10 protein-coding genes are annotated in these 11747 nt (G+C 70.3%); 5 read left to right on the top strand and 5 right to left on the bottom strand.

Annotated features, from left to right (window positions below; translation table 11 throughout):
* The 4 genes from D7Y13_RS29745 to D7Y13_RS29730 all read left to right on the top strand — a co-directional run.
* Positions 1–330: energy transducer TonB (locus D7Y13_RS29745; protein ID WP_208734504.1), on the top strand; the 330-nt coding region annotated here is incomplete at its 5' end.
* 22 nt (positions 331–352) lie between these two features.
* Positions 353–1744 (top strand): PepSY-associated TM helix domain-containing protein, encoded by a 1392-nt coding sequence (locus tag D7Y13_RS29740; RefSeq protein WP_120536960.1) that lies wholly within the window; start codon positions 353–355, stop codon positions 1742–1744.
* Between the two features lie 344 nt (positions 1745–2088).
* On the top strand, positions 2089–4347 hold the full coding sequence (locus D7Y13_RS29735) for a TonB-dependent receptor (protein ID WP_233595899.1): 2259 nt from the start codon (positions 2089–2091) through the stop codon (positions 4345–4347).
* A gap of 38 nt (positions 4348–4385) precedes the next feature.
* Positions 4386–5066 (top strand): Fe2+-dependent dioxygenase, encoded by a 681-nt coding sequence (locus D7Y13_RS29730; protein ID WP_120536958.1) that lies wholly within the window; start codon positions 4386–4388, stop codon positions 5064–5066.
* 4 nt (positions 5067–5070) lie between these two features.
* On the opposite strand, the gene D7Y13_RS29725 is transcribed toward D7Y13_RS29730, so the two are convergent.
* Entirely contained in the window at positions 5071–5538 is a 468-nt protein-coding gene (locus D7Y13_RS29725) for a universal stress protein (protein WP_120536957.1), read from the bottom strand.
* A gap of 139 nt (positions 5539–5677) precedes the next feature.
* On the opposite strand from D7Y13_RS29725, the gene D7Y13_RS29720 reads away from it, so the two are divergent.
* The gene (locus D7Y13_RS29720; protein WP_120536962.1) at positions 5678–6550 is read left to right on the top strand and encodes an SDR family NAD(P)-dependent oxidoreductase; all 873 of its coding nucleotides are present in this window, start codon (positions 5678–5680) and stop codon (positions 6548–6550) included.
* Positions 6551–6565: 15 nt separating this feature from the next.
* Here the strand turns inward: D7Y13_RS29720 and D7Y13_RS29715 are convergent, their stop codons facing one another.
* The 4 genes from D7Y13_RS29715 to D7Y13_RS29700 all read right to left on the bottom strand — a co-directional run.
* The gene (locus D7Y13_RS29715) at positions 6566–7360 is read right to left on the bottom strand and encodes a trypsin-like serine peptidase (protein ID WP_120536956.1); all 795 of its coding nucleotides are present in this window, start codon (positions 7358–7360) and stop codon (positions 6566–6568) included.
* A 276-nt stretch (positions 7361–7636) separates the two neighbouring features.
* On the bottom strand, positions 7637–9124 hold the full coding sequence (locus D7Y13_RS29710) for an FAD-dependent oxidoreductase (RefSeq protein WP_120536955.1): 1488 nt from the start codon (positions 9122–9124) through the stop codon (positions 7637–7639).
* The gene (locus D7Y13_RS29705) at positions 9121–10467 is read right to left on the bottom strand and encodes a 2Fe-2S iron-sulfur cluster-binding protein (RefSeq protein WP_120585527.1); all 1347 of its coding nucleotides are present in this window, start codon (positions 10465–10467) and stop codon (positions 9121–9123) included. Before D7Y13_RS29705 ends, D7Y13_RS29710 begins: the two co-directional genes overlap by 4 nt.
* Before the next feature lie 226 nt (positions 10468–10693).
* Positions 10694–11747: polymer-forming cytoskeletal protein (locus D7Y13_RS29700; protein ID WP_147452520.1), on the bottom strand; the 1054-nt coding region annotated here is incomplete at its 5' end.

Here is an 11747-nt window from a genome sequence, read left to right as displayed (position 1 = left end):
GCGGGAGGCCGCGTGGGTGGGCTGGGCACGGCGCCGGCCATCTTCTCACCCCGGGAAGTGATGAAGCTGCCGGTGCTGCTCGACGGCAAGCCGGACTACCCGCGCCGGGCCCGCGAGGACGGCATCACGGGCGTGGTGATGGTGTATGTGGTGATCGGCGCGGATGGGCGCGTGGAGCCGGCGTATACGCGCATCCAGCGCTCGGTTCCGGGGCTGGATGAAGCCGCCATCGAATCCGTTTCCCGCTGGCGCTTCTCGCCGGCCCTGGGACACGACGGGCGCCCGGTGCGCGTCAAGGTCGTGATCCCGGTGAAGTTCGCACTGAAGTGACCTGCTCGAAGAGACGCACATCATGAAGCCTGGCCTCCCCCGAACCGTCCTCTTCTGGATCCACTTGGTGTCCGGTCTCATCGTCGGACTCGTCGTCGGGGTGATGTCCTTCACCGGCGTGGCGATCGCGTTCGAATCGCAGATCGTCGACTGGGCGGACCGCGATGCCCGCCACGCGGCGCCGCCGCCCCCCGGAACGCCCCGGCTGTCCGTGGAGGCGATGCTCGCGAAGGTGAAGGAGGCCCGGCCGGGCGCGCAGCCCTCGGGCGTGACGCTGTTCCCGGAGCCGGACAGCGTGGTGGTGGTGGCCACCGGGCGCAACAGCGCCGTCTACGTCCACCCCTTCACCGGCGAGGTGCGTGAACAGGGCGCGAAGGGCCCGCGCGCGTTCTTCCAGACGATGGAGGACGTGCACCGCTGGCTCGCCGCTCCCAGCGAGCAGCGCGCCATTGGCAAGGCCATCACCGGCGCGAGCAACCTGGCGTTCTTCTTCCTGGGCGTGACGGGGCTGTTCCTGTGGTGGCCGCGCAAGTGGACGCTGCGCTCCATGCGGCCGACGCTGTGGTTCCGTGGCGGGCTCAAGGGCAAGGCGCGCGACTTCAACTGGCACAACGTCATCGGGTTCTGGTCGCTGCCGGTGTTGCTGGTGCTGACGGCGTCCGGCGCGGTGATTTCCTACAAGTGGGCGTCGAACCTGGTCTTCACGCTCACGGGCAACCCGCCGCCCAATGCGCAGGGGCCCAGCGTGTCCCCGCCGGTGCCCGTGCCCACCCCGGCGCCCGGCACCGCGCCCCAGGACCTGGACGCGCTCTTCGCGGCGGTGACGAAGCAGGCGAAGCCCTGGGAGACCATCAGCCTGAAGCTGCCCACGCCGCCCCAGGGGAGCGCGGGTGCCGGCCGGCCCGAGGGCGCCCCTGAAGGAGGCCGCGGTGGTCCGCGTGGTGAAGGTGGCCCTCGCGGTGAGGGTGGTCCGCGAGGTGAGGGTGGTCCTCGCGGTGAAGGGGGTCCGCGTGGTGAAGGCGGTCCTCGCGGTGAAGGGGGGCCAGGCGGCGCCGGGCGCGGCGGTCCTCAGGCCAGCACCTTCACGGTGCGTGAGCAGGACCGGTGGCCGTTGTTCTCGTCGGTCCAGGTGTCACTGGATCCCTTCACGGGGCAGGCGCTGCGCACGGAGACGTACGCGGACTTCAACAGTGGCCGCAAGGTGCGCACCTGGCTGCGCTTCCTGCACACCGGCGAGGCGCTGGGGTGGGTGGGCCAGCTCATCGCCGCGCTCGCGTCGTTCGGCGCCGTCTTCCTGGTCTACACCGGCTATTCGCTGTCCTGGCGCCGCTTCTTCCCGCGCCGCCGCGACCAGACCGTGACCCCCGCCGCCGCGGTCCCCGAGTCCCCGGAATCCAAGACACACGCTGCCTGAGATTTCCCTCATGAAACACAATATCCGGGATTGACCGGGTATTGTGTTCGTGAGGGTTCCCTCAGGAAACACCCCCGGCCCGGACCGCGCGAGCGGCTCCGGGCCGTCGCATTTTCACTCTGGGGCATGTGGCATTCGCGTGCCTGATGCCCGGCAGTGATGGGTTCACCCGGTGCCCCCAATCACAGCTCTTTTTGGGGAAGAAATATCTTGTCACATGCAACAAGGTCCTGCATATGAGAATCATTCTCATTTAGCCGCACCACTCTTCCCCGAGGGGACCCGTGTCCACAGCCAAGCCCGGTCGTTCTGCAATCCGTTCATCGAGTGGCAACCCTGGAGGCGTGCGCGGCGCGCTGTGGCCCTGGGGGCCGGCGGTGGGACTCGCCTCCGCGCTGGCGGCGGGCGGGGCGGTGGCGCAGGAGGCCCCGGTGGCCGCCGAACCCGCGGCGCCCGTGCAGGAGGCCCGTCCGGTGGAGGGCGCGACGCCTGCCGCGGCGGAAGCTCCGGCGACGGGGGCCGCGTCCACGGAGCAGGGCGGGGACGACGTCTTCGTCCTGCCCACGGTGGAGGTGGAGGGCGCGGCGTCGAAATACAACGCGACGGAGCCCAGCCTGGCGCGCCTGCCCCGGCCGCTGGTGGACACGCCGCAGACCATCACGGTGGTGCCGGAGCGGGTCATCCAGGAGCAGCAGGCGACGACGCTGCGCGATGCCCTTCGCAACGTGTCGGGCATCACGGTGACGGCGGGTGAGGGTGGCCGGCAGGGCGACTCGTTCTCGCTGCGCGGCTTCTCCGCCCAGACGGACACGCTGCGCGACGGCGTGCGCGACCTGGGCTGGTTCACCCGCGACACGTTCAACCTGGAGGGCGTGGAGGTCTACTTCGGCCCGTCGTCGGTGCTCTTCGGCCGTGGCTCCACGGGCGGCGCCATCAACCTGGTGACGAAGAAGCCGCGCAAGGGGTCGTTCCAGAACCTGCGGCTGTCCGGCGGCACCGCGCCGTCCGGCCGCGTGGAGGCGGACGTCAACCACGAGGTGTCTGATCGCATCCAGTTGCGCGTGAGCGCGACGGGGCAGCTGGCGGACGTGGCGGGTCGCGATGTCGTCACGGAGAACCGGGCGGGCATCGCGCCGTCCGCGCGCTTCCAGCTGGCGGACAAGGTGGCGCTGGAAGTGGACTACTTCTACCAGCACGAGAACAGCGTGCCGGACTATGGCCAGCCGTACTTCAACGGCTACCCGGTGGCCGTCACCCTGGACGTGCCCCGGGAGAACTTCTACGGCGTGAAGGACTCCGACGTGGAGCGTGTGAACGTGCACATCGGCACGGCGCGCGTGCTGGCGGACCTGGGCAGCAACCTGAAGCTCACCAACACCCTGCGCTACGGCGGCGTGGACCGCTTCGCCCGGCCCACCGCGCCGCGCGGCCTGACGCCTGCGGGCGCTCCGACCACCATCGGGCGGCAGCGCTTCGAGACGAACAACGACAACACGTACCTGGCGAACCAGACCGACCTGCGCGGCGTGTTCACCACCGGCTTGCTCAAGCACACCGCCAACGTGGGCCTGGACCTGTCGCGCGAGCAGCGCAGCCAGGACCGCAACAACCTCACCGCGGTGGGCCTGCCCACGGGCCCCAACCTGCCCGCGGACCTGTACGACCCGGACCACAACCCGGACCTGTCCGCCGTCAGCCGCGTCTTCGGCTCCTCCAACGAGAGCCGGCAGGTGAACCTGGGCGTGTACGCGTCCGACCAGGTGCAGATTGGCCAGTACGTGGAGCTGCTGGGGACCATTCGCTACGACAGCCTGCACAGCGACTATTCGGCCACCAACGCCGCGGGTGAGACGACGCCGTTCGAACAGGAGAACGGCCTGTTCAACTGGCGCGCGGGCGTGGTGCTCCACCCGGTGGCGAACACCAGCGTCTACGGCATGTACGGCACGTCCTCCAACCCGAGCGCGGAGCTGGCCACGCTGGCCAACGACACCGTCAGCCTGGATCCGGAGAAGAACGAGACGTTCGAGATCGGCGCCAAGTCCGACGTCATCGCCGAGCGCCTGAGCATGAACGCGGCCGTCTTCCGCACGAACAAGAAGAACGCCCGCGTGCCCAACAGCGATCCGGAAGGGCCCGCGACGATCCTCGAGGGCAAGCAGCGGGTGCAGGGCTACAACGTCGGCGTCGCGGGTTCGCCCGTGCGCGGCTGGAACGTGTTCGCCAACTACACGTTCCTGGACGCGAGCATCCAGGAGCACACCAACGACTTCCTGGAAGGCCAGAGGCTGGTGAACACGCCCAAGCGCAGCTTCTCGCTGTGGACCACGTACGCCATCCTGGAGAACCTCTCCGTGGGCGGCGGCGCCGTGTACCAGGACGTCGTCCCGGTGAACAACCCGGCCAACGCGACGACGCTGCTCTCCAAGGTGCCCAACTACTGGCGCTTCGACGCGTTCGCCAGCTACGCGTTCAAGAAGGTGGACCTGCAGCTGAACGTCTACAACCTCACCGACAAGCTCTACTACGACGCGTACTACGGCGGTCAGGCCGTGCCGGCGGAAGGCCGCTCGGCGGTGCTGTCCGCGAACGTGCGGTTCTAGTCGCGCGCGCTTCCAGCCGGGCGTGGGAGGATGTCCTCATGATGGTGCACATCCCGCAGGTCCTCACGCCCGAGCAGGTCGTCCACTGCCGCGCCGTCTTCCAGAAGGCGGCGTGGGAGGACGGCCGGGCCACCGCGGGCAGCCAGTCCGCGCAGGTGAAGAAGAACCTCCAGCTTCCCGAAGGAAGTCCCGCCGCGCGGGAGCTGGGGGACCTGGTGCTGGCCGGCCTGGAGAAGAGCCCGCTGTTCATCTCCGCCGTGCTGCCCCAGCGCGTCTTCCCGCCGCTGTTCAACCGCTACGAGTCGGGGATGGACTTCGGCTCGCACGTGGACAACGCCATCCGGCCGTTGCTGGGCACATCGCTGCGCATCCGCACGGACGTGTCCGCGACGCTGTTCCTGAGCGACCCCGACAGCTACGACGGCGGGGAGCTGGTGGTGGAGGACACGTACGGCAACCACTCCGCGAAGCTGCCCGCGGGGGACCTCATCATCTACCCGTCCACCAGCCTGCACCACGTCACGCCGGTGACGCGCGGCGTGCGGCTGGCGTCGTTCTTCTGGGTGCAGAGCATGGTGCGGGACGCAGCCCAGCGCGCGCTGCTCTTCGACATGGACACGTCCATCATGCAGCTCACCCGCGAGGTGCCCAGGAGCCCCGCGTTGGTGATGTTGACGGGCGTGTACCACAACCTCCTGCGCCAGTGGGCGGAGCCCTGAGCGTCTAGCCCTCCTCGGGCGTGACGTGCAGCGTGAGCACCGGGCACGCCGCGCGGCCCACCACCTTCTGCGCCACGCTGCCCAGCAGCATGCGGGTGAGGCCCTTGCGCTGGTGGGTGCCCATCACGACCAGATCGTATTTGCCGCGCTCGGCCTCCTCCAACACGACGTTGGCCGCCTCGCCAATCACCACGCGGTGGGACAGGGACACCGGCGCGCTGCCCTCCAGCGAGCGCAGGAGCGTGGCCAGCTCCTTGCCCGCGGTGTCGCGCGCCATCGTCTCCAGTGACTGCGCATCCCAGCCGGGCGAGGCCACCAGCAGGTCGGGCGCCACGTACTGCGGCGGCTCCCACGCGTGGATGATGTCCACCGTCGCCCCGAAGGGCCGCGCGAGCTGCATCGCGTACTCCACGACGGAACGGGAACCGTCCTTCAGGTCCACCGGCACGAGGATGCGTGAAGGGCCAGCCATGGATGTCCTCCTCCCAGAGTGCGCCACACGGCACGCCCGCCTGCCTTGAAGGCAAGCGGCCGGTCGCGGGATGCCGAGCAACATAGCAGGCACGCAGGTCCACCTGGGCGTGGGCAGCTTTCCACCCAAGGTTCACCCCATGCGCCCTCCCATCGACAACGGTACCGTGCTCATCATTGGCGCCGCTGGCGGCATTGGCCGCGAGCTTGCCCGCCTGCTCTCCCCCCGCGTCCGGACGCTGGTGCTGGTCGCGCGCGAGGTGGAGGCGCTGAAGGACCTGCGCGACGAGGTGCTCGTGCGCAACCCGACCCTGGGGGTGATGCTGCGCGCCTGCCGGCTGGATGATCCCGGCGCGGTGGACGACCTGTTCGCGCACCTGGAGCGCCACTACGTGCGCGTGGACGTGCTCATCAACAACGCGGACCACGCGTCCAGCGGGCTGTACGCCGACGAGCGCTGGAAGCGCATCGAGGAGCTGGTGCAGGCCAACGTGGTCGCCCCCGCGATGCTCACGCACCGGCTGCTGGGCCCCATGCTGGAGCGGGGACGGGGCGGCATCCTCACCATCGGCTCGGGCGCGGCGCGCCTCTTCCTGCCGGGCGCGGTGACGTTCGCCGCCACGCAGCGCTTCCTGGACGGCTTCAGCGAATCCCTGCGCCTGGAGGTGAAGGACGCGGGCATCCCCGTCACCTTCGTGGCCGCGGGGCCGCTGGCGCTGGAGCCCGCGCTGGAGGGAGAGGTGACGCCCTTCTTCGAGCTGTCCCTGCGTCAGTGCGCCCGCGAGGCCCTGGCGGGCTTCGAGCGGGGCGAGGCGCTGGTGTACCCGGGCCTGGGGCACCGGTGGATGATGCGGCTGTTGCGCCTGCTGCCGCGCTCGTTCAAGCGGGGCCTGGGACGGCTGGCCCTGGGCGGCCTGCGCAGGAGGCTGCTGCTCCAGCCCTCCGGGCCCGGAACGCAAGCGCCCCCCAGGCCGGTGCTGCTGGCCCAGGGGGAGCCTTCGTCCGCGACGTGAGGACGTAAAGACGGACTACAGCCCGATCTCCGCGAGGCGGGCCTTCACGCGCGTGGCCTTCACGCCGGTGTTGGCCGTGCCGCGGCCCTGCGAGTTGCCGCCGATGCCGATGTGGTGCAGCGCCACCACCTGGTTCGTGGACGTGGAGATGACGGGCGAGCCGGACGAGCCGCCCAGCGTGTCCGCGTTGTAGGAGATGTCCGTGGTGCTGTAGTTGCCGTTCAGCACGGAGCCCGGCGAGGACTTCTTCGTCGGCACGCACGAGGGCGTCGTGTAGTAGTCGCAGTTCTGGTTGACGACGTACACGGACGCGTTCGTCGCCGCGTTGGTGGTGGAGACGGTGAGGAAGCCGTACACCGCGCCGGGCAGCTGACCGTTGACGGCCGAGCAGCGCAGCGCCGTCATGTCATCGCCGCTCCACGTCTTGATGAACGTGGCGCACGGGTACCAGATGCGCGAAGCGGACGCGACGCCGTCCTCGTAGTTGAACGACACGCGCGCGCCCACCGCGTCCGCGCTGCTGCCGATGCAGTGGTTGTTGGTGATGATGACGTCGTTGGAGACGAGCCACGCCGTGCAGCGGCTGCCCACCGCCGGGATGGACAGGTAGCCCACGGCCTTGGACTTCGCCAGCGGCGTGCCCGTGAGGGACGTGGAGCTCACCCAGTTCAGCGTGCCCACGATGACGTTGGATTCCTGCGACGCCAGCGGACCGTTCGGTTCCGCGTCCGGCAGGTCCTGCGGGTCCATGGAACCACACGCCGTCAGGCCCATCACCAGCATCGCACCCACGAGCTTCTTCGCGACCACGGGAACCTCCTTCGCGCTGCATTGCGCGGCGCGAAGGGCAAGGCACGTCGCGTGCCAAGAGGTGTCCCAGAGGGAGCACGCCGCCCCCACACCGCCAGGGTGGTGCGTGGATGCTCCGTGCAATCCGGTTGCGTTTGTAAAGAAACGTCACCTTCCCGGAGGAATCCCCAGCCATCCCAGGGGCTTGCGCGTATTCCACGGAGTGCCGCTTTTGCGGACAACCCGACCCGCCCTGTTGTCCCAAGCGGAGACAGGGCGGGAGGGCGCCGGGCGCCTCTAGCCGATGATCATCTCCTCGCGCTCCAGGGCGCCGCCCTCGAAGCGGCGGAGGTTGAAGCGGGTGAAGAGCTCGTCGGAGGTGCCGGAGGTCATCCACTGCGCCATCCGCTCCGCGACGGCGGGGGCCATCATGAAGCCGTGGCCCACGAAGCCGGACAGTTGGAGCAGGTTGTCCAGGCCGGGGGTGCGGCCCAGGATGGGGTTGTTGTCCGGGGTGACGTCGTAGAGGCCGCCCCACTGGCGCAGCACCTTCACCTGGCCCACGTTGGGGAGCTGTTCGGTGAGGGCGCGGGCGAAGCGCGACACGAAGCGCAGGGTGCTGCCCATGTTGGGGCCGGCGGGCTCCTTCGGGTCGCCCATGCCGCCCACGATTTCGCCGCGCATGGACTGGCTGAAGTACAGGCCCGTGTCGAGCACCGACACCAGCGGCGACAGGAAGGGCTTGAGCGGTTCGGTGCTGAGGATTTCGTGGCGGTGCGGTTCGTTGGGGAGCGCCACGTCCGCCAGCTTCGCCACCTGGGGGCTCCACGCGCCGGAGGCGAGCACCACAGTGTCGCAGGCGATGTCGCCCCGGTCCGTCTTCACCTTGCGCACCTGGCCGTTGCTCGTCTCGAAGCCTACGACGTTGGTGTACGTCTCCACCTTCACGCCGCGTTTCACGCTGCCCTGCGCGTAGCCCCACAGGAAGGCCCAGGGGAAGATGACGCCGTCCTCCGGGTTGTAGGCCGCAGTGAGGCAGTCCTTCATCGTCAGGCCGGGGACGATGTCGCGCGCCGCGTCCGGGGTGATGATGCGCGTGGGCACGCCGTACTTGTTGTGCAGCACGGCGTTCTTCTCCAGCCGCAGCGCCGTGTCCTTGCGCTTGGCGAGGAAGAGGTAGCCGCCCTGGCGCAGCCACACGTTGACGCCCAGGTCGCGCGCGAAGACCTTCATCAGGTCGATGGAGCGCTTGGCCAGCTCAATCAGCGCCGGGGTGCCCCACTGCATGCGCACGCCGCCGCCGTTGCGGCCGGACGCGCCCGCGCACAGGTAGCCGCGCTCCAGCACCACCACGTCCGTCTCACCGCGCAGCGCCAGGTTGTACGCCAGCGACAGGCCCATGATGCCGCCGCCAATGATGACCACCTTCGCCTTCTGCGGCACCGGGCCCTGGGGCCGCAGCGCGGACGGGAAGTGCTCCAGCTCCTGGGGCACGCCGCCCATGGGGGGCACGGATTCGTCCACCGGTGCGCTCGCGAGCAGGCGCAGCTCCGTGGGGTACAGCGGCGGGCGCGGCGTGAAGGGCACCACCGCTTCGGACTTGAGCGCCTTCGACTTCTGGAGCAGCGCCGCGACCGCGGAGTGGCAGCTCTTGCCCTGGCAGATGCCGGTGCCGAAGCCGGTGTAGCGCTTCACCGACTCCACGTCCTGGTAGCCCCGCTCCAGCGCGTGTTCGATGTCGGTGACGGTGACGTCCTCGCAGGTACAGACGAGCGCCTTGCTCATGACAGCCCTCCCAGCAGCGCCTGCGCCGCGCGCTGGCCCATGGCCGCCGCGTCCTTCGCCGTGCCCGCCTTCACCACGTCGCCCGCGACGAACACGTCCGCGGCCTGCGTGCGCCCGTCCGCGTCCGCCTCCACGCGGAAGTGGCCCGCGTTCGCGTCGAACTCCACCTTCGCGCCGCCCTGGCGCGCCAGCTCGAAGCCCGGCGTCACCGGCACCGACACCACGATGGCGTCGCACGACACCTTCTGCTTGTGGCCGCCCTGCGGGGTGAAGCTCAGCGCGCCCACGCCGCGCAGGCCGTGGGCCTTGAGCCCGTCGCCCACGCACGCCTTGGGGTGCGCGTTCGCGGGCAGCGGGCCCTTCAGGTCCACCACCGCGGCCACCTCCACGCCCCGCTGGGTCAGCAGGTGCGCCAGCGCGTGCAGCTCCGCGCCGTGGCCCACCAGCGTCGCGACCTCCGGGGCCACGTCATGGCGGCGCAGCAGCAGGCTGACCGCGCGGCCCGCGTACACGCCGGGCAGATCGTTGTTCTCGAAGGGGAGGGTGGGCGGATGGCCGCCCACGGTGAGCAGGAAGCGCTCCGCGTAGACCTTCAGGAGCCGCAGTCCCTCGGGCTCCTGGGAGGCCACCGCGAGGTAGCGGCCGTGCTCGTCGTCGTACAGGCCGATGACGGTGGCCCGCCGCAGCACGCTGCCCTGGGGGAACGCGGTGGGCTCCGGCACGAAGGGCGCGCCGTCCTCCGGGGTGCCGTGGGCCAGCCGTCCGCCCAGGTTCGCGTCGCGCTCGAAGAGGAGGAAGGGCACGCCCTTGCCGGCCAGGACGCGCGCCGCCTCCAGGCCCGCGGCGCCACCGCCCACCACCGCGACCTTGATGTGCAGCGTGCGCGAGGGCAGGGCCGTGGGGCCCGGCTCCTTCGGCAACAGGCCCAGGCCGGCGAGCTGCCGGGCCACCTTCGCCATCACGTCCTCCGCCACCGGGACGCCCGCGAACATCTCGTGGTGGTCGAAGCGCTTGGGGAAGAACCAGTCGATGGTCGCGAAGATGTCCACGTTCGCGGAGGGGTACGCGTTCTGCCGCTCCAGCCGCATGCCTTCCTTCGCGGGCGTGCGGCAGGTGTAGACGTTGGGCAGGCCGTCCACGCGCATGAGGCAGTGCGAACAGGCCGCGGCGAAGCAGAAGGGCCCGCGCGGGCGGTGGTACTTCACGGAGCGGGAGAGGACGTTCTCGCCCGCGGCGATGAGGGAGCACGCCACCGGCTCGCCTTCGATGGCGGGGATGCTCTCGCCCTCGAGGTCCACGGTGATGGCCCTGCCGCGCGGGGTTGCGTCTGGGAGGCGTCGCATGGGTGCCGCGCAAAATGGCGCACCGGACCCGGGCGGTCAAAGCCTGTCGGCGTCCGCCCGCTTCCCGTCAACACCCCGCGCCGACAGCCCAGGTGATGGCCCGTGAGCGCGGGGCTTGTTGGAGAAGGAAGAAGCCCCACTCCCGGTGCGCGGGGAGCGGGGCTTCGGGGGACGGAGCTTCTTTGATGCGGTGTGGCAAGCCCTGTCGGCCTTCAGGCCGGGTGCGTCAGATGGGCGCTTCGTCCCGGGGGAAGATGGGTTCCGGCATGCCCCGGGGGTGGTAGCCGAAGCGGGTGCGGATGACCGCGCCGAACGCCAGCGGCGTGAGGACGAGGTTGAGCAGCACGCCCAGCACCGGGATGTGGCTGATGAGGAGCAGCACCGCCAGCCCCAGGGCCAGCACCACCGCCTGCGTCTTGCGGCCGCGCATCACCGGCAGTCGTGTGCCCACCTCGCTGGCGATGGCCGCGTAGCCGAGCGCCGTGCCCAGCATGGAGGCGACCAGGAGGGCGAACGCCACCGGGATGCCGATGAGGGTGATGCACAGGACGATGGTCAGCGGGATGAGCGCCAGCGTGCCCACGAATCCCACCGTCAGGTTCTGGCCGGGGCGGCTGCGGATCTCCTCGCCCAGCTCCTTCATGCGCGCCGGGAAGAACATCTGCCCCAGGAAGCCCAGCCCGAAGAGCAGCGCGAACTGGAGGATGAACGACGCCAGCCCGCCCCCCCCGCTGCCATGGTCGTCGTCATCGTCGTCCGCGTCCGAGTCCGCCGCCGCGCCGGGGTCCCGGGACTCCGTCATGCCGCGCTTGATTTCACCCGCCACCATGCGGCCCAGGCCCGCGCCGCCGAAGGACTCCAGGCTGCCCTCCACCTTGGCGCCGTCCGCCTTCTGCACCTGGCCGCCGAAGGCGGACACGTCGCCTTCCACCTCCGCGTCCGGGCCCAGGATGACGTTGCCGCCGAAGGCGTGGGCGTCGCCCTCCACGTGGCCGTGGATCTCCAGGTTGCCGCCGAAGGCGACGGCGTCGTCCTCCACCGTGCCGCGCACGACGAGGTTGCCGCCGTAGACGACCGCGCTCTCCACGGACTCGCCCTGCTTCACCTCCAGGTTCTGTCCGCGCGCCACCACGTCCCGGGCGCCGCGCCGGCCCCGCTTGTTCTTGAAGCTGTCGCGGAAGTCGCGGATCTCCTCGCGCACGCGCTGCTTGGCCTCCTCGGCCTGCTCCTTCGCGGCCTCCGCGTGGGCGGTGGCGGCCGCGGCCTCCAGCTCCGCTGCC

The organism is Corallococcus praedator (genome assembly GCF_003612125.1).
GTDB classification, from domain to species: Bacteria; Myxococcota; Myxococcia; order Myxococcales; family Myxococcaceae; genus Corallococcus; species Corallococcus praedator.
The sequence above is the reverse complement of the archived record's forward strand: the minus strand, read 5'-3'. Positions and strand labels throughout refer to the sequence as shown.

What these genes read in the sequence shown, in the direction of transcription:
- D7Y13_RS29730 (WP_120536958.1), top strand. Translation starts at nt 4,386, where the DNA reads ATGATGGTGCACATCCCGCAGGTCCTCACGCCCGAGCAGGTCGTCCAC.
- D7Y13_RS29705 (WP_120585527.1), bottom strand. Translation starts at nt 10,467, where the DNA reads ATGCGACGCCTCCCAGACGCAACCCCGCGCGGCAGGGCCATCACCGTG.
- D7Y13_RS29740 (WP_120536960.1), top strand. Translation starts at nt 353, where the DNA reads ATGAAGCCTGGCCTCCCCCGAACCGTCCTCTTCTGGATCCACTTGGTG.
- D7Y13_RS29720 (WP_120536962.1), top strand. Translation starts at nt 5,678, where the DNA reads ATGCGCCCTCCCATCGACAACGGTACCGTGCTCATCATTGGCGCCGCT.
- D7Y13_RS29710 (WP_120536955.1), bottom strand. Translation starts at nt 9,124, where the DNA reads ATGAGCAAGGCGCTCGTCTGTACCTGCGAGGACGTCACCGTCACCGAC.
- D7Y13_RS29725 (WP_120536957.1), bottom strand. Translation starts at nt 5,538, where the DNA reads ATGGCTGGCCCTTCACGCATCCTCGTGCCGGTGGACCTGAAGGACGGT.